Source organism: Peterkaempfera bronchialis, assembly GCF_003258605.2.
Lineage (GTDB): Bacteria > Actinomycetota > Actinomycetes > Streptomycetales > Streptomycetaceae > Peterkaempfera > Peterkaempfera bronchialis.
Map to the genome: position 1 here is coordinate 3,543,408 of NZ_CP031264.1, position 18,019 is coordinate 3,561,426.

Below are 18,019 nucleotides of genomic sequence, written 5' to 3' on the forward strand. Positions count from 1 at the left end.
GGCAAGATTGACGCCGCACCGTTGTGCACCGGACCCCGTGCGCCGCCGTACACGCCCTGGTGGGGCCCTGCCGGACGGCTGTGTAGGGTGAGGACCCTTCCGGGCGGACGAGTGGAGCAGCGAGGCGAGCAGGTGAGCGCGGAGAGCCTGGGGCATGGACCCCTCCTGCCGGACGCCGGGCAGGACGGGTGGACCGACCCCGAGCAGCAGGCCCTGGAGCTCAAGGTGGCCGCCGTCGAGGCGGCGCTGGTCGATCTGGAGATCGAGGTCGAGACCCTCCGGGTGGAGATCGACAACTTCGCCCTGCTGCACCATCAGCGGCTCGGGCCGATGTATGTGCACCTGGACGAGCTGGAGGCGCTGATCGCCGAGGCCGTCGCCGCCCGCACCGGTGCCCCCGACGACATCCGCCGCGCCTATGAGGCCCGGGGCGCGGTCGTTCCGCTGCCCGACCTCGACGGGTTCCCCGGCGGTCCCGCCCCCTCCCCTGGGTCCGCCGCCGATGGCGAGCCCGCCGGGGAGGGCGAACCCGCCGCGCAGCCCGAGGCACCCCGCCGGGTGCGGCCCGGCAAGGAGGCCCAGCGGCTCTACCGCGACCTCGCCCGCCGCGCCCACCCCGACCTCACCACCGACCCGGCCGAGCAGCAGCGGCGCAGCGCCTTCATCGCCCGGGTCAACGACGCCTATGCGCACGGCGACGAGAGTGCGCTGCACCTGCTGGCCACCGAGTGGGCGGCCGGGCCGGACGCGGTCCCCGCCGCCGAGACCGCCGACCGCACCGAGTGGCTGCGGCAGCGCCTGGCCTGGCTGATCGCCCGGATCGAGCACCTCGCCGAGCAGCAGGTGAGGCTGGAGTCCAGCCCGATGGGCCGGCTGCTGAAGCTCGCCCCCGAGGACCCGGACCGGCTGCTGGAGGAGATCGCCGAGCAGCTGCTGGCCCAGGCCGCCCGGCAGCAGGCCGAACTGGACCGGCTGCTCGGCTCCCCCGGCTGACGGCCTCCGGCTGGTGGCTTCCTGCTGATGGCTTCTGGTCGGCGGTTTCTGGTCGGCGGTTTCTGGGGCCGGCTTCCGGCGGACGGCCCACGGGTGGCGGCCGGCGGGTGACAATGGCCGGGAATGCCCAGCCGGCCCCCGGGCCGGTCGACCCTCAGGAGAGAACCCGACCATGTTCCACACCCAGGTGCCCACCGTGGACGCCGCCTCCGTACCGGCCGACGCCGCGCTGCTCGATGTGCGTGAGCAGGACGAGTGGGACGCCGGACATGTCGAGGGCGCGCTGCACATCCCCATCGGCGAGGTGGTCGCCCGGCTCGCGGAGCTGCCCGACGACCGGCTCTATGTGATGTGCCGGGTCGGCGGCCGGTCCGCGCAGGTGGTGCAGTACCTGGTCGCCCAGGGTCGGGACGCGGTCAACATCGACGGCGGCATGTATGCCTGGGAGGCCGCCGGGCGTCCCATGACCGGTGGCGGGGACGGTCAGCCGTATGTCCTCTGAGCTGGACCGCTGAGCCGTACCGGGCCGGTAAAAGCGCTCGCGCGGCGCACCGCACCTGCGTCAGCATTCCCTCGGACGAGTGACGGCCGGGGTGGGGAGCACGGTATGGCGGAGACAGCGGCAAGTGCGGGGACTGCGGGGACGGAGGGGACTGCGGTGGAGCTGCGGCCCATCGGCCCGGAGGAGGCCGCAGACCTGCGGGCCGGGGGCACCGGCGGCATCCCCTGGGTCGCCGACGGCCCGTTCGAGGGCACCCGGGACGCCGCCGGGATGCTGCTCAGCGCCGCCGAGGCCGGGCTGTACCGGCCCGCCTGGGGCCTGTACGCCATCGTCCGCCGCGCCGACGGCGCCGCCGTGGGCGGGATCGGCTTCCATGGCGCACCGGGCGACGGACGGGTCGAGATCGGCTATGACCTGGCGACGTCGGCCCGGGGCAACGGCCATGCCACCGAGGCGGTGCGGCTGATCACCGCCCAGGCGCTGGCCGACCGCGCGGCGGTCACGGTGGTCGAGGCCGCCGTCGAGCCCGCCAACCTCCCGTCGCAGCGGGTTCTGGAGCGGGCCGGCTTCCGACGGGTGGGCCAGGATGCGGAGGGGCTGCTGCGCTACGAGCGGAGGGCATGACAAAACCGCCCGTACCGCCCGGCTATCGCTTTTGCCCTGTCGCAGCGCCCTTCACCTCGGTACCGTGCGGTGTCGCGAGGTGAAAGGGCGAGGTGTCGGGGAGCGTGATGGAGCAGCCCAGCGGTGGCGAGGCGTCCGAGCAGTCGGCGGCCTCCGTACCCGACGAACCAGCGGTGCAGGACGATCCTGCGGCCCCCTCGGCGACCACCCCGGAGGACCCGGCGTCGGACGACCCCGCGTCGGAGGATCCTGCGTCTGAGGATCCTGCGTCGGAGGATCCCGCGTCCCCGGTGGGCCGCACCTGGTCCACCCCGGCGCAGGCCGCGCTCTCGCTCGGTGCCGTCGTGCTGCTGGTCGTTGGCGCCTGGCATCTGGCCATGGTCTTCCTGCATGTCGCTCCGGCCAGCTCCGTCACGCAGAAGTACCAGACGCAGGTCGATGCCTGGGTCTACCCCGAGTTCGAGCAGAACTGGAAGCTCTTCGCGCCCAACCCGCTCCAGCAGAACATCACCGTCGACGCCCGGGTGAAGACCCTCGGCGCCGACGGCAGCCAGCACACCGGATCATGGGTCGGCCTCACCGCGCAGGACATCGCCGACATCCGCCACAACCCGCTCCCCAGCCATGTCGAGCAGAATCTGCTCCGCCGCGCCTGGGACGTGTACAGCAGCTCCCACAATGAGCAGGGCGACAACACCGGCGGGCAGCGCGGCGACCTGCTCCAGCAGTACATCAAGCGGATCGCGTTGCAGCGCCTCGGCCGCGACTGGCACGGAGAGCAGGTCGTCGAGGTGCAGCTGCGCACCGGTACCGACAGCGTCGCACCACCGCCCTGGTCCACCGAGACGTGGCCCCTCGGTGCCGCCTACCGGGAGCTGCCATGGTGGCCGGTGACCGACCAGGACTACGCGGGACTCTGAGATGGACACCGAAACCGGACCCGACACGGCCGCCCCCTCGGTCACCCTGCCCGCCCCCCGGGCCGCCGAGCCCGAGCCGCCCGAGCGGGGCGAACCTGGCGAGCCGGGCGAGCGGGAGCAGTCCCGCCCACAGCCCGGCGACCGCTTCGCCGCCGCCTTCGACGCCTTCACCAGCCGCGTCTTCGGACCTCATCAGGCCGCAGTGGTGCGGATCGGCTTCGGCCTGACCTTCACCCTCTTCCTGCTCCGTGAGTGGCCCGACCGGCGGGTCCTCTACGGCGACCGCTCACCCTGGTCCATGGACCTGGCCCGGCAGCTGCTTGCGGAGAACCACGCCTTCACCGTGCTGCCCTGGTCCACCGGCCGCTGGTGGTTCGAACTCGTCTACCACCTCGCCCTGATCGCCGCCGTGGCCGTGGTGCTGGGCTGGCGCACCCGGGCCATGACGGTCCTCTTTGTGCTCGGCGTGCTCTCCATCCAGAACCGCAATGTCTTCGTCGGCGACGGCGGTGACAACGTCATCCACCTGATGGCGCTCTACCTGGTCTTCACCCGCTGCGGCCGGGTCTGGTCGCTGGACGCCCGGCGTGCCCGGCGGGGCGGCGGCGACGGCTGGGCCGGGGTGGCCCTCTGGGCCGTGCTGGGGGTGGCGCTGCTCTGGGTGCAGCTCTCCGGGTTCTCCGGCGACTCGCTCGCCATGACCTCCCCCGACATCTGGATCCACCTGGGCTGGGGCACCGTCCTCTGGGCGATCTGGGCCTTCCAGGGCCTCTGGTGGGTGGTCAACCGCCGTCTGCCCGGCCACGAGCTGCGGGCCCTGCTGGACGCGGGCGCCACCATGCTGCACAACTGCGGCATGCTGGTGATCGCGGTGCAGGTGTGCCTCATCTACTCCACGGCCGGCTGGTACAAGATCCAGGGCTCCCGGTGGCAGGACGGCACCGCCCTGTACTACCCGCTCCACCTGGACTACTTCACCCCCTGGCCGTGGCTGGCCGGGCTGCTCGCCGGGAACATGATCGCGGTCTTCCTGATCTCGTACGGCACCGTCGCCGTCCAGGTGGCCTTCCCCTTCACCCTGGTCAACCGGCGCGTCAAGAACGTCCTGCTGGGCCTGATGATGGCCGAGCACGCCGGCATCGCCGTCACCCTCGGCCTGCCCATCTTCTCCCTGGCCATGATCTCGGCCGACGCCCTCTTCCTGCCGACCACCTTCCTGGTCTGGGCAGGGGGGCGGCTTGCCGGTGGCATGCGCCGGGCATATGCACCCGAGCGCTCTGCCGAAAGCGCTACCTCGTCCCCGTGACTTCGTTGGCCAGGACATCCGTCCGAGAGAACTGGGGCGTACTCAGGCGAGTCGAGCCAGCAAGCTCGTCGATCCCAAGGACACCCGCACCGTGGACATGCGCGCCGTATGCCTTACTTCCAATAAGGCATACGGCATCCCCGCAGGTGAGAAAGGGTTCGTACGTGGAATCCAACCCTCAACCTCGTCAGCGAGTCTGGGCTGTACACGTTGGGCATGCGGCCCGACAAGCCCAATGCCAAGCCCCTTCCAGGAGTGGGTGACCCGCGAGCTGCTGCCCTCGATCCGGCGTGGTGACGCCGATGTGGCCGACCAGCAGGCACGGATGGCCGAGACCCTGACGGAGGCCATCGGCCGGCAGGTGTCGGTCCTCGGCGAACTGGTGCAGGTCGGAAACCCTACGGCGCGGCCCCGTAAGGACCCGACTACCCTCGTGGCGTGAACAGCAGCCCCCCTACCGCCCTGTCCGGCGAGCCGCACGACGGTGAGCAGTACGACGACGGCTTCGGGCGGGAGGTGGGGGTCGGGCCGCATCCGCTGCCGTGGCCGAAGGGGGACCGGTACGACCCGGAGCTGCTGGCGCACGGGGACCGCCGCAATGTGGTGGACCGCTACCGGTACTGGACCCGGGAGGCGGTGGTCGCCGACCTGGACACGCGGCGGCACCCCTTCCATGTCGCGGTGGAGAACTGGTCCCATGACTTCAACATCGGCTCGGTGGTGAGGACGGCCAACGCCTTCCTCACCGAGCAGGTGCACATCGTGGGCCGCCGCCGCTGGAACCGGCGTGGCGCCATGGTCACCGACCGCTACCAGCATGTCCGCCACCATGCGGATGTGGCCTCGCTGGCGTCCTTCGCCGATGAGCGCGAGCTGCCGATCATCGGCATCGACAACCTGCCCGGCGCGGTGCCCCTGGAGACCGCCGAGCTGCCGCGCCGCTGTGTGCTGCTCTTCGGGCAGGAGGGGCCGGGGCTGACCGAGGAGGCGTGGAAGCACGCGTCGCTGGTCTGCTCCATCGCACAGTTCGGCTCGACCCGGTCGATCAACGCGGGTGCCGCCGCCGCGATTGCCATGCATGCCTGGATCCGCGCCCACGCCGAGATACCAGGGGGCTGAACGGTGGGCGCGGCCCGCCCCGCCTCGGGGTGGGGCGGGCCGCGCGGGCCGGGTCAGCGGTGGCGGCGGACCTCCACGGTGCGGAACCGGTTGGCCACGAATGCGGCGTCGCAGTACGCGGAGTTGGCCGCCGGGTTGGCGCCGGTGCCGTGCAGGTCGGAGAAGGCGGCGGTCTGGTTGGCGTAGACGCCGCCGGTGAGGTTGAGGGAGAGCGAGACGCCCGCGTCCAGGCAGGCGTCCACCAGCGCCTGCTCGACCACCGCCGAGGTGGTCCAGGCGGCGGCCGTCATGGCGCCCTGCTCCCGTACGCTGCGGCGCAGCAGCTCCACGGCGTCCGCCGCCGAGTCCACCGCCACCGCGAAGGAGACCGGCCCGAAGCACTCGCTGAGGAACGCGGCGGCGTCGTCCGGCTTGGCGGCGTCGGCCTTCACCAGCGCCGGGGTGCGCACCAGCGCGTCGGGGAAGTCGGGGGCGGCCACGGTGCGCGGCGCCAGGGCGAGTTCGCCGTAGCCGCCGTCGGCGGCCCGCTCGACGCGCTGCGCCACGCCGGGGTTGACCACCGCGCCGAGGATCGACGCCGCGCGGGCGTCGTCGCCGAGCAACTTGCCGATCGCCGCCGCCAGGTCGGCGACCACCTCGTCGAAGGACTTGGCGCCCTGGTCGGTGGCGATGCCGCCGCGCGGGATCAGCAGGTTCTGCGGGGTGGTGCACATCTGCCCGCTGTACAGGGAGAGCGAGAAGGCGAGGTTGCCGAGCATCCCGGCGTAGTCGTCGGTGGACTCCACCACGGCGGTGTTGACGCCGGCCTTCTCGGTGTAGACCTGCGCCTGGGTGGCGTTGGCCTCCAGCCACTCGCCGAAGGCGCTGGAGCCGGTGTAGTCGATGATCCGTACCTCGGGGCGGAGGGCCAGCACCTTGGCCAGGCCCTCGTCGGGGCGCTCGGCGGCGAGCAGGACCACGTCGGGGTCGAAGCCCGCCTCGGCCAGCACCTGGCGGGCGATCCGCACGGTGAGGGCGAGCGGCAGCACCGCGCGCGGGTGCGGCTTGACGATCACCGGGTTGCCGGTGGCCAGCGAGGCGAAGAGGCCGGGGTAGCCGTTCCAGGTGGGGAAGGTGTTGCAGCCCACCAGCAGGGCGACGCCGCGCGGCACGGCGGTGAAGGTCTTCTCCATCACCAGCGGGTCGCGCTTGCCCTGCGGCTTGGTCCAGCCGGCCTGCCGGGGCAGCCGGGTCTGCTCGGCGTACGCGTATGCCACCGCCTCCAGGCCACGGTCCTGGGCGTGCGGGCCGCCGGCCTGGAAGGCCATGCCGTACGCCTGGCCGGTGGTGTGCATCACGGCCTGGGCGAACTCGTGGGAGCGGGCGTTGATCCGGCCCAGGATCTCCAGGCAGACCGCCGCCCGGGCGAGCGGTCCGGCGGCGGCCCAGCCGGGCATCGCCGCCTGCGCGGCGCGGACCAGCGCGTCCGGGTCCCCGTGCGGGTAGCGGATGGACAGCTCCGGCCCGTACGGCGACACCTCGCCGCCGGTCTCACCGTCGGTGCCGGGCTGCTCAAGGCCGAAGGGCTTGCCCAGCAGCGCCTCGAAGGCGGCCTTGCCGTCGGCGGCCGCACTCTCGCCGTACGCCTTGGGGAACTCGGGGTAGGGCGACCAGTAGTCCCGGGCGGTGATCGCGGCCAGCGCCCTGTCGAGGGTCTCCCGGTGCCGTTCGACCAGCTCGGCGACGGCCGGAGTGGTCGGTTCCGGGCCTCGGTCCGCTGCTGCCATGGTGTGCGCTCCTCTGGATGGAGGGTGGGGGCGGAGCTGCTCCCTCCTCGCCTGCTCCGTGGGGCGTGGGTGAGGAAGGGATCTGCCTCAGGGTAACCGAATGATCGGTCGGCTCAAGAGGGGGTGACCCGGCGGGTCCCCCCGGATCACGCCTCCCGCCGGGTGGGGCCTTGCCTGCCCGGTGGATACTCGTCTCCATGGTCGCCAACACGCCGCCCCCCGCCGCCCGTACTCGCGGCGCCGAGCCACCGGCCGCCGGCCGCCGCGACAGCTACACCGTGGAGTCGCTGCTCGCGGTGACCGTCGAGGTCTTCAACGCCCGTGGCTACGACGGCACTTCGATGGAGGACCTCTCGCGGGCGGCCGGGATCTCCAAGTCCTCGATCTACCACCACGTCCGTGGCAAGGAGGAGCTGCTGCGGCTGGCCGTGGGCCGGGCGCTGGACGGCCTCTTCGCCATCCTGGACGAGCCTCGGGCGGTCGAGGGCCGCCCGGTGGAGCGGCTGGAACATGTGGTGCGCCGTACGGCGGAGGTGCTGCTGGCGGAGCTGCCGTATGTGACCCTGCTGCTGCGGGTGCGCGGCAACACCGCAGCCGAGCAGTGGGCCCTGGGGCGCCGCCGCGACTTCGACCACCGGGTCGCGGAGCTGGTGCGGGCCGCCGCCGCCGACGGCGACCTGCGCGGCGACGTGGAGCCGAGGCTGGCGACCCGGCTGCTCTTCGGCATGATCAACTCCATTGTGGAGTGGTACCACCCGGACGCCGAGGCGGACGGCGGTACGGAGGCGGCCGAGCGGATCGTCGAGGCCGTGGTCCGGCTGGCCTTCGGCGGGCTGCGGCGCACCTCCTGACCGCCCGCTCCGGCGGCGCGCGTCAGTCCGGCGGCGCGCGTCAGTCCGGCAGGGCGGGGGCTTGGTCGGTCTCGTCGAAGACCAGCAGCGTCTGGGTGCCCAGGACCGCAGGCAGGCTCTGGATGCGGCCCAGCACCAGCTCCCGCAGCGCCCGGTTGTCCACCGTGTGCACCAGCAGCAGCACGTCGAACTCGCCGCTCACCAGCGCGATGTGCTCCACGCCCGGGAGCGTCAGCAGCTGCTCGCGCACCGTCCGCCAGGAGTTCTGCACGATCTTGAGCGTCACATAGGCGGAGGCCCCGTGGCCGGCCCGCTCATGGTCGACCCGGGCCGTGAAGCCCCGGATCACCCCGTCCTCCATCATCCGGGCGATCCGGGCGTAGGCGTTTGCCCGGGAGACATGGACCCGCTCGGCGACCGACCGGATGGAGGCCCGGCCGTCCTGCTGGAGCAGCCGCAGGATGGCCCGGTCGATCCGGTCCAGCGACCGGCTGCCGCCCCCCGCCCCGGCGCCGTTGCCGCCGCTTCCGCCGTTTCCGGGCAGCCCGGAGGCGGCCCGGTCGGCCTGCGCCCCGGGCGGTGCTGCCGGCGGAGTTCCCGCCGGTGCTCCCGCAGCTGTCTCCGTACGCGAAGCGGCGCCGGAAGCGCCCCGGCGCTCCGGGGTGGCGCCGTCGGCTTCGGCCATCTGTTCAGCGGGCATGTCCCACTGCCCTCCCGATGTGGACGTCCTGGCCCCAGTCGAACCCGCGCACGGCAGTTTGTCCACCACTTGTGCAGCTCTGTGGCCAAAATGCATTCACGACCGAACAATCGGTAGGGAGAGCCGAGTGAGCCGCGCCACCTGCGGCAGCTGTCGCCTCCGGCACCACCGATGCCGCTCGTACGACCTCCCCCACCCTCATGGAGGTGCCCCAGATGACCGTCCTGGACCAGCAGCCGGGTGCAGCCGGCCCCGGCCCGGCCCACCACGTGCCGCCTCCGTGGCAACCCGGTGCACGGGCCCCGCGCACCGACCCCGCGCCGCTGCTCCCCGACCCCGCCCCGGTACGGGTGCTGGGCACCCCGGCGGCCGCCTCGCTCGACCCGGCGCTGCTCCGCGACCTCTACCGCCGACTGGTCGCCGGCCGCCGCTACAACCAGCAGGCCACCACCCTCACCAAGCAGGGCCGGCTCGCCGTCTACCCGGCCTCCACCGGCCAGGAGGCATGCCAGGTCGCCGCCGCCGCAGTGCTCCGCGAGGACGACTGGCTCTTCCCCAGCTACCGCGACACCCTCGCCGTGGTCTCCCGGGGCGTGGACCCGCTGGAGGTGCTCACCCTGCTGCGCGGCGACGCCCACAGCGGCTGGGACCCGATACGGTGGCGCACCGCCCCGCTCTCCACCCCGCTCGCCACCCAGGCTCCGCACGCCGTCGGCCTGGCCCACGCCGCCCGGCTGCGCGGCGACTCCGCCGCCGCCCTGGTGCTGGTCGGCGACGGCGGCACCAGCGAGGGCGACTTCCATGAGGCGCTCAACTTCGCCGCCGTGCTGAACGCCCCGGTGGTCTTCCTGGTCCAGAACAACGGCTACGCCATCTCCGTGCCGCTGGCCAAGCAGTCCGCCGCGCCCAGCCTCGCCCACAAGGCCGTCGGCTACGGCATGGCCGGCCGACTGGTCGACGGCAATGACGCCGCCGCCGTGCACACCGTCCTCGCCGAGGCCGTCGAGCACGCCCGCTCCGGCCGTGGCCCGGTGCTGGTCGAGGCCGTCACCTACCGGCTGGACCCGCACACCAACGCCGACGACGCCGGCCGCTACCGCAGCGAGCCCGAGGTGGCCGCCTGGCGCGAGCACGACCCCGTCCTGCTGATGGAGCGCCACCTGCGCGGCGCCGGACTGCTGGACGACGACGCCGTACGCGAAGCCGCCGACGCAGCCGAGCAGTTGGCCGCGCGGATGCGCGAGGAGTTCCACGCCGAGCCGGAACTGGACCCGATGAGCCTCTTCACCCACGTCTACGCCGAACCCACCCCGCAGCTGCGCGAACAGGCCGCTCAGCTCGCCGCCGAACTCGACGCGGAGGCGGCGGCCCGATGACCACCGCGACCGCCCCGGCCGCCGCCGGGACCACGGCCACCATGGCGCAGGCGTTCAACACCGCGCTCCGCCACGCCCTGCGCGACGACCCGGCCGTGCACGTCCTCGGGGAGGACGTCGGCACCCTCGGCGGGGTCTTCCGGATCACCGACGGCCTGGCCGCCGAGTTCGGCGACGACCGCTGCACCGACACCCCGCTGGCCGAGGCCGGCATCCTCGGCACCGCCGTCGGCATGGCCATGTACGGGCTGCGGCCCGTGGTGGAGATGCAGTTCGACGCCTTCGCCTACCCGGCCTTCGAGCAGCTGGTCTCGCATGTCGCCAAGATGCGCAACCGCACCGCCGGCCGACTGCCGCTGCCGATCACCATCCGCATCCCCTACGGCGGCGGCATCGGCGGCGTGGAGCACCACAGCGACTCCTCCGAGGCGTACTACGCCCACACCCCCGGCCTGCATGTGGTCACCCCCGCCACCGTCGAGGACGCCTATGGGCTGCTGCGGGCCGCCATAGCCTCCGACGACCCGGTGGTCGTCCTGGAACCCAAGCGCCTCTACTGGTCCAAGGCCGCCTGGACGCCGGACGCCCCCACCCCGGTCGCCCCGCTGGGCCGCGCCGTGCTGCGGCGGCCCCTCCGGTCGCCCGGGGCCGGCCGATCGGCCGTGCTGGTCACCTACGGCCCGTCGCTGCCCGTCTGCCTGGAGGCCGCCGAGGCCGCCGCCGCCGAGGGCTGGGACGTCGGCGTACTGGACCTGCGCACCCTGGTCCCGTTCGACGACCGGACGGTCTGCGAGGTGGTGCGCGGCATCGGCCGGGCCGTGGTGGTCCATGAGGCGTCCGGCTTCGCCGGGGTCGGCGCGGAGATCGCCGCCCGGATCACCGAGCGCTGCTTCCACCACCTGGAGGCGCCGGTGCTGCGCGTCACCGGGTTCGACATCCCCTATCCGCCGCCGATGCTGGAGCGCCACCACCTGCCCGGGGTGGACCGCATCCTGGACGCGGTGGCCCGCCTGCAGTGGGAGGACTGAGCCCGATGCCCGTGGTACGCGAGTTCACCCTGCCCGACCTGGGCGAGGGGCTGACCGGTGCCGAGATCATCCGCTGGCTGGTGGAGGTCGGCGAGGTCATCGCCGTGGACCAGCCGGTGGTCGAGGTGGAGACCGCCAAAGCCTCCGTCGAGGTGCCGTGCCCGTACGGGGGCGTGGTCACCGCCCGCTTCGGCGAACCCGGTGAGGAGCTGCCCGTCGGCGCCCCGCTGGTCACCGTGGCCGTGGCCGGGTCCGAGGGGTCCGGGCCGGAGGAGGGCGGGTCCGAGGGGTCGGGCAATGTGCTGGTCGGCTATGGCACCGCCGACGGCCGCTCCGGCGCACCGAGGCGCCGCCGGGTGCGCCCGGGGGCCGCGGCGCCCGCAGCCGCGCCCCCGGCATCCGCAGTGTCCGCCGCGCCCGTGATGCCTGCGGCGCCCGTGGCGGTCGCAGCTCCGCCCGCCCGCAGCGGGCCGGTGCCGGTGATCTCCCCGCTGGTGCGCCGCGCCGCCCGTGAGCATGGCATCGACCTGGCCGCGCTCACCGGAAGCGGCCCGGACGGGCTGATCCTGCGCGCCGATGTGGCCCGCGCGGTGGCCGCCGCTGTTTCACGTGAAACGGCCCCGGCCGCCCCGGCCGCCCCGGCCGACCGCTCCGACCAGGGCGATGCCGAGGTGGTGCCGCTGCGCGGCCTGCGCCGCGCGGTCGCCGAGAAGCTGGCCCGCAGCCGCCGCGAGATCCCGGACGCCACCTGCTGGGTGGACGCCGACGCCACCGGGCTGCTGGAACTCAAGGACCGGCTGGCCTCCGGCGCCGGACCGCGCATCGGCCTGCTGCCGCTGCTCGCCCGGATCTGCACCGCCGCGCTGGCCCGCCACCCCGAGCTCAACGCCGGCGTGATCACCGACCCGGACGGCACCCCCACCGCGATCCGCCGCCACCGGGCCGTCCACCTGGGCTTCGCCGCGCAGACCGAACGCGGCCTGGTGGTGCCGGTGGTCCATGACGCCCACCGGCTGACCACCGAGCAACTGGCCGCCGAGATGGCCCGGCTCACCGAGGCCGCCCGGTCCGGCACCCTCACCCCGGCAGACCTCACCGGAGGCACCTTCACCCTCAACAACTACGGCGTCTTCGGCGTGGACGGCTCCACCCCGATCCTCAACCACCCGGAGGCAGCGATGCTCGGCGTGGGCCGGATCGCCGCCAAGCCGTGGGTGCACGGCGGCGAGCTCGCCGTGCGGCAGGTGACCCAGCTCTCCTTCACCTTCGACCACCGGGTCTGCGACGGCGGTACGGCCGGCGGTTTCCTGCGGTTTGTCGCGGACTGCGTCGAGCACCCGGGAGAGCTGCTGCGCCACCTCTGAAATCCACTGCCCTCTCCGGCTGGCGTTGACGTCGGCGTCAAGGTCTACCGTCGAAGCGACGGCGCAGCCGGAGAGGAGCGGGCCATGCGGATCGGGGAGCTGGCGGAGCGGGCCGGGACATCCACCCGCACGTTGCGGTACTACGAGTCGCGGGGGCTGCTCAGCGCACGGCGCGCGGTCAACGGGTACCGCGAGTACGACGAGGACGACCTGCGGCTGGTGCGGGAGATCCGCGGCCTGCTGGACTTCGGCTTCGGCCTGGAGGAGACCCGGCCGTTTGTGGAGTGCCTGCGTGCGGGCCATGACGCGGGCGACGCCTGCCCGGCGTCGCTGGAGGTCTACCGCCGCAAGCTGGTCGAGCTGGACGCCTGCATCGCCCGGTTGCAGGACGTCCGCGACCGGCTGCGCCACCAGCTGGCCGTGGCCGACTCGGCCCACGCGGCCCCCGAGCCCCGGTGCGAGCTGGCCTCGTACCCCGGCGACTGAACCGATCCGGATGGACGAGGGGAGTAGGACATGGCCCAGCAGATCACGGCCCAGCAGGTCACGGCAGAGCAGGATGTGGTGCGGCACGAGGGGGAGGTCCGTACGGTGACGGACGCGGACTTCGCCGCCGAGGTGCTGGCGGCCGAGCGGCCGGTGCTGGTGGAGTTCACCGCCGCCTGGTGCGGGCCGTGCCGGATGCTGGCGCCGGTGCTGGCCGAGATCGCCCGCGAGGAGGCGGGTCGGCTGCGGGTGGCGGTACTGGATGTGGACGCCAACCCGGAGACCACGGCGACATACGGGGTGCTGTCGATGCCCACGCTGATGGTGTTCCGTGGCGGTGAGCCGGTGCGGTCGCTGGTGGGGGCCAGGCCCAAGCGGCGGCTGCTCCAGGAGATCGCCGATGTGGTCTGAGACCGCGCGCCAGGATAGCGCGCGAGCTGCTCGTACGCCGTAATATTCGCGCTATTTGTCCGATGAGCTTCGCAGGCATGTAAGGCTACGCACGGCTGGAATTCTCCCCGGTTCTCTTCCGGGTGCTTTCCGAATTCAGCCGATCAGAAGTGATCAGATTCGAAGAATTGTTTCTGCATTTCGGAGTCGAGGCCGACCATGGAAGCTCTGACGACCGAGCCCGACCAGCGGCAGGATGGGGCGAGGCACCGGGGGACCGCTGCCCCGGTGCTGGTGCGTGCCGGGGTGGGATCCACCGCGCCCGCAGCGGTACCGGGGATGAGCGCGCCCCCGGCCAGGGAATCGGTGACCGTCGTCGAGGTGCTGCCGACCCTGGCCGCGCCGCCCGCCCCGCCGGTGCCCTCGCCCCCGCCGCCCGCGCCCATCGCCCTACCAGCCGTCCCACCTGCGGAGGCGGCGTCGGCACCGGCTCTCGCCGCGCCCGTCCTGGTCTACCCCAGGCGGCCCGACCGCCCGCCCATCGAGCCGATGATCACCCACGCCCCCCACCTCAACTGGGCCGGTCCCGGCGATCACTGGAGCCGCGCCTGGGGCACCCCGGGCCTGGCCGCCACCGAGTCCGCCACGGCCCTGATGCCCGCACTCCGTACCGCGTCCGTCCCCATGCAGAGCCCCGGCGGCTTCCTCGCCGACCCCCCCACCCCCCGCGACCTGGACCTGGTCCGCTCCTCCCTCGCCACCCTCGAACCCGTCGCCGAGCGCGCCACCGCCCACTTCTACGCGCTGCTCTTCCTCCACCACCCCGAGCTGCGGTCGCTCTTCCCCGCCGCCATGGACGTGCAGCGCGACCGTCTCTTCCGCGCCCTGCTCGCCGCCGCCCGCCGGGCCGACGACCCGGCGGCGCTCACCCGGCAGCTGCACCCCCTCGGCCGCAGCCACCGCCGGTACGGGGTCGCCGCCGCGCACTACCCCCCGTTCGGCGAATGCCTGCTGGCCGCGCTCTCCCGGTACTGCGGACACCGCTGGGACGCCGAGACCGAGACCGCCTGGCGGCGGGTCTACGGCCTGATCTCCCGCACCATGGCCGAGGGCGCCGAGGAGGTCGCGGCCACCCCCTCCTGGTGGCATGGCGAGATCGTCGGCCATGAGCAGCGCACCCGCGAGATCGCCGTGGTCACCGTCCGTCCCGACCAGCCCTACCCCTACCTCGCCGGCCAGTACACCGCCGTGGAGACGCCCTGGTGGCCCCGGGTGTGGCGGCACTACTCCCTCGCCTGCGCACCCCGCTCCGACGGGCTGCTCACCTTCCATGTCAAGGCCGTCCCGGCCGGCTGGGTCAGCAACGCCCTGGTGCGCCGGGCCCGCCCCGGCGATGTGCTGCGGCTCGGCCCGCCCGAGGGCTCCATGGTGGTCGACCACCAGAGCGACGGCAGCCTGCTCTGCCTGGGCGGCGGCACCGGAATCGCCCCGATCCGGGCCCTGGTGGAGGAGGTCGCCGAACGCGGCGCCGGGGACCGCGAGGTCAAGGTCTTCTACGGGGCACGCCGCAACGAGGAGCTGTACGAGCTCCAGGCCATGCTCCGCCTCTCCCAGCGGCACCCGTGGCTCTCCGTGCACCCGGTGATCTCCGACCAGCGGACCCTGGGCCTGGCCGGGACGCTCCCCGACGTGGTGCAGCGCTACGGCCCCTGGGACGGGCACCACGCCTACCTCAGCGGTCCGCCGGCCATGGTGCGGCGCAGCGTGGACGCGCTGCTGCGGTCCGGCGTGCCCGGCGAGCACATCCGCCATGACCTGGGCGGGAGCCTCGCCGCAGGCTGAGACTCCCTGCCCAGGCCCCCGTCCCAGGGCCAGGCCAGGTCAGATCAGGTCAGGCCAGGCCAGGCCAGATCAGGTCAGGTCAGGCCAGGTCGGAGGCGAGCAGCGCCCGTACGCCCTCGATATTGGCCGCCAGATAGGCCCGCAGCGAGGGCGGCACCACATTGACCGAGGTGACGCCCTCCCGGGTGAAGGGCAGCCGGACGATCTCATACTCACCGGCCGGCTGCTCCACCTCCGGGCCATGCCGCCGCGCCGGGTCCATGGAGTCCAGCCGGCAGACGAAGAAGTGCTGCACCTTGACGCCGTGCGGATGGGCGAGGGTGCCGTCGTCATGGTGGTGGTGCGCCACCGTGTCCACGAAGGCGGGCACCACATCGGCCACCTTGCCGCCGATCTCCTCGTCGACCTCCCGGCGCAGCGCGTCCACCACGCTGGCGTCGTCGGGCTCCACACCCCCGCCCGGGGTGACCCAGTACGGGGTGCACCCCGGGCGGGTGCGCTTGATGAGGACGATCGAGGCGGGACCGTGCGGCTCCGCCGGGTCGAGGTCGAGCAGGATGGCGCGGGCGGTGCGCTTCACCACAGGGCGGTGGGCTGCGGAGCCCATGGTCACCTCCGGGCGGCCCCGGCAGTGCGGGGCGGGTCGAGCACGATCGGGTCCGGCATACGGTGCGGACGTATGGTGCGGACCGGGCAGCCGGGGCGGCTGTTCCGGGGATTCTGCCGCGCACCGGAGGCGGCGAAACCCTTACGGCTGCCCGTACCGCTCAGTCGTCGTCGAGGGCGAGGCTGAGCCCCCAGGACACAATGCTGATGATCAGCGCGCCCAGCAGCGCGGCCCAGAACCCCTGCACATGGAAGTCCAGCTCCAACTGGTCGGAGGTCCACGAGGTCAGCCAGAGCATCAGGGCGTTGATCACAAAGGTGAACAGCCCCAGGGTGAGGATGAACAGCGGCAGCGACAGCAGCTTCACCAGCGGCTTGATCAGCCAGTTGACCACTCCGAAGACCAGGGCGACCAGCACCACGGTGAGGATCTTGTGCCTGGTCGAGTCGCCGGACAGGGTGATCCCGTCGACGATCCAGGCGGCGACCCAGATGGCCGCGGCGTTGATCAGTGTCTTGACGACGAAACTCTTCATAGCGGCGATGGTCGCAGGAGCGGTCCCGCTCCGGAAGCTCCCGGTCCCCCCTCTGGTGTTGAATGCCCAGCGAGCCGACCGGCGGCGAGAGGAGCCACACCCCATGAAGATCTTCCGGCTGGACGACCTGGACGCGGAGCGGGCCGCCAACGAGGGCGCCTATCTGCGCTTCCTCAAGGAGCGCCATATGTCGGCCGGCCTCTATGCGCTCTCCCCGGGCGACACCGACACCCAGCAGCCGCACGCCCAGGACGAGATCTACTTCGTGGTCAGCGGACGCGCCTACCTCACCGTCGGCGACGAGACCGCCACCGTCGCCCGGGGCTGCGTCGTCCATGTCCCTGCCGGGGTGCCGCACCGCTTCCACCACATCACCGAGGAGTTGCGGGTGCTGGTGGTCTTCTCCCCGCCCGAGGGCTGAGCCGGGCCACCCGAGGGCCGAGCCGGACGCCCGGGTAGGGTCGGCACCTACGTCACCAGGGAGGATGGCCCCGACATGGCAGCCGAGCAGCAGTCCCCACCGTTCACCCGGCAGCTCTGGGCGGCCGCCGAGCCGGTGTACGAGGCCATCCTCGGGCACCCCTTCATCGGCGGCCTCACCGATGGGACGCTGCCCCGCCAGGCGTTCCGCCACTTTGTGGTGCAGGACTCCCACTACCTGCGCGACTACGCCCGGGCGCTGGCCGTCTGCGCCGCCAAGGCCCCCACCGAGCAGGACGTCCGGGCCTTCGCCGACGACGCGGTCGGCGCCATCGCCGCCGAGCAGGAGATGCACGGGGAGTTCATGGCGGCCCTCGGCTCCGACGCCGATCAGGCCGCCGCCGAACCCGTGCTGCCCACCACCCGCGCCTACACCAGCTATCTGCTGGCCACCGTCTACGGCGGCTCCTTCGCCGAGGCCCTGGCCGCAGTGCTGCCCTGCTACTGGATCTACGCCCGGGTCGGCGAGCGGCTGCTCGCCTCCTCCTCCCCCGACCCGCTGTACGCCCGCTGGATCGCCACCTACGGCGACGAGGCGTTCCAGACGGTGGTGCGGCGGGTGCTCGACCTCACCGACCGGATCGGCGAGGAGCTCTCGGAAGCAGAGCGGCGGCGTGCGACCGAGCACTTCACCACCACCAGCCGCTATGAATGGATGTTCTGGGACGCCGCCTGGCGTGGTGAGACCTGGCCGGTCTGAGGGCCTGCCCGGACGGCCGGGTCAGGGGAATGTCCGGGTCTTCTCCGGGCCGACGGCCCTCGTTTCCCCTTCGGACCGCCCGTACGATCGAAGAAGTCCACAGCGGACGGGACACGGCGTCGCGAGAGCCGGTCCGAGGGGAGAGAAGGAACGGACATGGCTGAGTTCTGGAAGTCGCTGCCCTCCTGGGTGCGCAACATCGTGGTCCCGATCGTGGTGCTGGTCGTGGCGTGGAATGTGCTGTGGGCCGTCCTCGGCCTGGTCGGCGCCGTCATCGCCTTCGCCTTCAAGGCGCTGATCGTCGTCGGTATCGCCGCCGCCGTGGTGATCCTGGTCAAGAAGGCCGCCAAGAGTTAGCGGCCCCCCGACGCCGGGCGTGCCCGCACACCGCGACGGTGTGCGGGCACGCCGATGTCCGGACACCACCCGG

At 72.9% G+C, this 18,019-nt stretch carries 21 protein-coding genes; 17 read left to right on the forward strand and 4 right to left on the reverse strand.

The features are described 5' to 3' along the window. The first annotated feature begins 132 nt into the window (after window positions 1-132). The 7 genes from C7M71_RS15685 to C7M71_RS15720 all read left to right on the forward strand — a co-directional run bounded on the left by C7M71_RS15685 (window position 133) and on the right by C7M71_RS15720 (window position 5,464). On the forward strand, window positions 133-993 hold the full coding sequence (locus tag C7M71_RS15685) for a hypothetical protein (protein ID WP_229758746.1): 861 nt from the start codon (window positions 133-135) through the stop codon (window positions 991-993). Window positions 994-1,165: 172 nt separating this feature from the next. Beyond that, window positions 1,166-1,495, forward strand: a complete 330-nt coding sequence (locus C7M71_RS15690) for a rhodanese-like domain-containing protein (RefSeq protein WP_111492580.1) — start codon at window positions 1,166-1,168, stop codon at window positions 1,493-1,495. A 156-nt stretch (window positions 1,496-1,651) separates the two neighbouring features. After that, a complete protein-coding gene (locus C7M71_RS15695; RefSeq protein ID WP_229758747.1) occupies window positions 1,652-2,119 on the forward strand; it encodes a GNAT family N-acetyltransferase in 468 nt (155 codons plus the stop codon). Between the two features lie 107 nt (window positions 2,120-2,226). Further along, window positions 2,227-3,039 (forward strand): DUF5819 family protein, encoded by an 813-nt coding sequence (locus tag C7M71_RS15705; RefSeq protein WP_162824265.1) that lies wholly within the window; start codon window positions 2,227-2,229, stop codon window positions 3,037-3,039. A 1-nt stretch (window position 3,040) separates the two neighbouring features. Next, complete coding sequence (locus C7M71_RS15710) at window positions 3,041-4,345, forward strand: HTTM domain-containing protein (protein WP_111492584.1); 1,305 nt, start codon at window positions 3,041-3,043, stop codon at window positions 4,343-4,345. A 259-nt stretch (window positions 4,346-4,604) separates the two neighbouring features. Next, window positions 4,605-4,787, forward strand: coding sequence for a hypothetical protein (locus C7M71_RS15715; protein WP_111492585.1), 183 nt, complete (start codon window positions 4,605-4,607; stop codon window positions 4,785-4,787). Continuing rightward, the gene (locus C7M71_RS15720) at window positions 4,784-5,464 is read left to right on the forward strand and encodes a TrmH family RNA methyltransferase (RefSeq protein ID WP_229758748.1); all 681 of its coding nucleotides are present in this window, start codon (window positions 4,784-4,786) and stop codon (window positions 5,462-5,464) included. Before C7M71_RS15715 ends, C7M71_RS15720 begins: the two co-directional genes overlap by 4 nt. A gap of 53 nt (window positions 5,465-5,517) precedes the next feature. On the opposite strand, the gene paaN is transcribed toward C7M71_RS15720, so the two are convergent. After that, entirely contained in the window at window positions 5,518-7,230 is a 1,713-nt protein-coding gene (gene paaN, locus C7M71_RS15725; protein ID WP_111492586.1) for a phenylacetic acid degradation protein PaaN, read from the reverse strand. Window positions 7,231-7,427: 197 nt separating this feature from the next. On the opposite strand from paaN, the gene C7M71_RS15730 reads away from it, so the two are divergent. Continuing rightward, on the forward strand, window positions 7,428-8,081 hold the full coding sequence (locus C7M71_RS15730; RefSeq protein WP_111492587.1) for a TetR/AcrR family transcriptional regulator: 654 nt from the start codon (window positions 7,428-7,430) through the stop codon (window positions 8,079-8,081). Window positions 8,082-8,121: 40 nt separating this feature from the next. Here C7M71_RS15730 and C7M71_RS15735 read toward each other — a convergent pair whose 3' ends face one another. Next, on the reverse strand, window positions 8,122-8,781 hold the full coding sequence (locus tag C7M71_RS15735) for an Lrp/AsnC family transcriptional regulator (RefSeq protein WP_229758749.1): 660 nt from the start codon (window positions 8,779-8,781) through the stop codon (window positions 8,122-8,124). Between the two features lie 215 nt (window positions 8,782-8,996). Between C7M71_RS15735 and pdhA the strand changes: the two genes are divergently transcribed. The 6 genes from pdhA to C7M71_RS15765 all read left to right on the forward strand — a co-directional run bounded on the left by pdhA (window position 8,997) and on the right by C7M71_RS15765 (window position 15,267). Continuing rightward, entirely contained in the window at window positions 8,997-10,157 is a 1,161-nt protein-coding gene (gene pdhA / locus C7M71_RS15740) for a pyruvate dehydrogenase (acetyl-transferring) E1 component subunit alpha (protein ID WP_175607693.1), read from the forward strand. After that, window positions 10,154-11,185, forward strand: a complete 1,032-nt coding sequence (locus C7M71_RS15745) for an alpha-ketoacid dehydrogenase subunit beta (RefSeq protein WP_111492589.1) — start codon at window positions 10,154-10,156, stop codon at window positions 11,183-11,185. Before pdhA ends, C7M71_RS15745 begins: the two co-directional genes overlap by 4 nt. A 5-nt stretch (window positions 11,186-11,190) precedes the next feature. Then, window positions 11,191-12,549: a dihydrolipoamide acetyltransferase family protein gene (locus tag C7M71_RS15750; RefSeq protein WP_114914384.1), complete on the forward strand. Its 1,359-nt coding sequence runs from the start codon at window positions 11,191-11,193 to the stop codon at window positions 12,547-12,549. 84 nt (window positions 12,550-12,633) lie between these two features. Further along, a complete protein-coding gene (locus tag C7M71_RS15755) occupies window positions 12,634-13,035 on the forward strand; it encodes a MerR family transcriptional regulator (RefSeq protein WP_111493577.1) in 402 nt (133 codons plus the stop codon). Window positions 13,036-13,065: 30 nt separating this feature from the next. Next, the gene (gene trxA, locus C7M71_RS15760; RefSeq protein ID WP_111493575.1) at window positions 13,066-13,446 is read left to right on the forward strand and encodes a thioredoxin; all 381 of its coding nucleotides are present in this window, start codon (window positions 13,066-13,068) and stop codon (window positions 13,444-13,446) included. A 318-nt stretch (window positions 13,447-13,764) separates the two neighbouring features. Continuing rightward, window positions 13,765-15,267: a globin domain-containing protein gene (locus C7M71_RS15765; protein ID WP_111493579.1), complete on the forward strand. Its 1,503-nt coding sequence runs from the start codon at window positions 13,765-13,767 to the stop codon at window positions 15,265-15,267. 79 nt (window positions 15,268-15,346) lie between these two features. Here the strand turns inward: C7M71_RS15765 and C7M71_RS15770 are convergent, their stop codons facing one another. Then, window positions 15,347-15,874 carry an NUDIX hydrolase gene (locus tag C7M71_RS15770; protein WP_111493573.1) on the reverse strand — a complete coding sequence of 176 codons (528 nt, stop codon included), beginning with the start codon at window positions 15,872-15,874 and terminating at the stop codon, window positions 15,347-15,349. Window positions 15,875-16,034: 160 nt separating this feature from the next. After that, complete coding sequence (locus C7M71_RS15775) at window positions 16,035-16,409, reverse strand: phage holin family protein (protein WP_111493571.1); 375 nt, start codon at window positions 16,407-16,409, stop codon at window positions 16,035-16,037. Between the two features lie 103 nt (window positions 16,410-16,512). On the opposite strand from C7M71_RS15775, the gene C7M71_RS15780 reads away from it, so the two are divergent. From C7M71_RS15780 to C7M71_RS15790, 3 genes are all read left to right on the forward strand, one after another. Then, entirely contained in the window at window positions 16,513-16,830 is a 318-nt protein-coding gene (locus tag C7M71_RS15780; protein ID WP_111493569.1) for a cupin domain-containing protein, read from the forward strand. Window positions 16,831-16,905: 75 nt separating this feature from the next. Continuing rightward, the gene (gene tenA, locus C7M71_RS15785; protein WP_111493567.1) at window positions 16,906-17,589 is read left to right on the forward strand and encodes a thiaminase II; all 684 of its coding nucleotides are present in this window, start codon (window positions 16,906-16,908) and stop codon (window positions 17,587-17,589) included. A gap of 156 nt (window positions 17,590-17,745) precedes the next feature. Next, the gene (locus tag C7M71_RS15790; RefSeq protein WP_111493565.1) at window positions 17,746-17,946 is read left to right on the forward strand and encodes a DUF5326 family protein; all 201 of its coding nucleotides are present in this window, start codon (window positions 17,746-17,748) and stop codon (window positions 17,944-17,946) included. Window positions 17,947-18,019: the final 73 nt, after the last annotated feature.

Coding starts and splice junctions, on each gene's coding strand:
- C7M71_RS15690 (WP_111492580.1), top strand. CDS start 1,166: ATGTTCCACACCCAGGTGCCCACCGTGGACGCCGCCTCCGTACCGGCC.
- C7M71_RS15705 (WP_162824265.1), top strand. CDS start 2,227: ATGGAGCAGCCCAGCGGTGGCGAGGCGTCCGAGCAGTCGGCGGCCTCC.
- C7M71_RS15710 (WP_111492584.1), top strand. CDS start 3,041: ATGGACACCGAAACCGGACCCGACACGGCCGCCCCCTCGGTCACCCTG.
- paaN (WP_111492586.1), bottom strand. CDS start 7,230: ATGGCAGCAGCGGACCGAGGCCCGGAACCGACCACTCCGGCCGTCGCC.
- C7M71_RS15730 (WP_111492587.1), top strand. CDS start 7,428: ATGGTCGCCAACACGCCGCCCCCCGCCGCCCGTACTCGCGGCGCCGAG.
- C7M71_RS15735 (WP_229758749.1), bottom strand. CDS start 8,781: ATGCCCGCTGAACAGATGGCCGAAGCCGACGGCGCCACCCCGGAGCGC.
- pdhA (WP_175607693.1), top strand. CDS start 8,997: ATGACCGTCCTGGACCAGCAGCCGGGTGCAGCCGGCCCCGGCCCGGCC.
- C7M71_RS15745 (WP_111492589.1), top strand. CDS start 10,154: ATGACCACCGCGACCGCCCCGGCCGCCGCCGGGACCACGGCCACCATG.
- C7M71_RS15750 (WP_114914384.1), top strand. CDS start 11,191: ATGCCCGTGGTACGCGAGTTCACCCTGCCCGACCTGGGCGAGGGGCTG.
- C7M71_RS15755 (WP_111493577.1), top strand. CDS start 12,634: ATGCGGATCGGGGAGCTGGCGGAGCGGGCCGGGACATCCACCCGCACG.
- trxA (WP_111493575.1), top strand. CDS start 13,066: ATGGCCCAGCAGATCACGGCCCAGCAGGTCACGGCAGAGCAGGATGTG.
- C7M71_RS15765 (WP_111493579.1), top strand. CDS start 13,765: ATGAGCGCGCCCCCGGCCAGGGAATCGGTGACCGTCGTCGAGGTGCTG.
- C7M71_RS15770 (WP_111493573.1), bottom strand. CDS start 15,874: ATGGGCTCCGCAGCCCACCGCCCTGTGGTGAAGCGCACCGCCCGCGCC.
- C7M71_RS15775 (WP_111493571.1), bottom strand. CDS start 16,409: ATGAAGAGTTTCGTCGTCAAGACACTGATCAACGCCGCGGCCATCTGG.
- C7M71_RS15780 (WP_111493569.1), top strand. CDS start 16,513: ATGAAGATCTTCCGGCTGGACGACCTGGACGCGGAGCGGGCCGCCAAC.
- tenA (WP_111493567.1), top strand. CDS start 16,906: ATGGCAGCCGAGCAGCAGTCCCCACCGTTCACCCGGCAGCTCTGGGCG.
- C7M71_RS15790 (WP_111493565.1), top strand. CDS start 17,746: ATGGCTGAGTTCTGGAAGTCGCTGCCCTCCTGGGTGCGCAACATCGTG.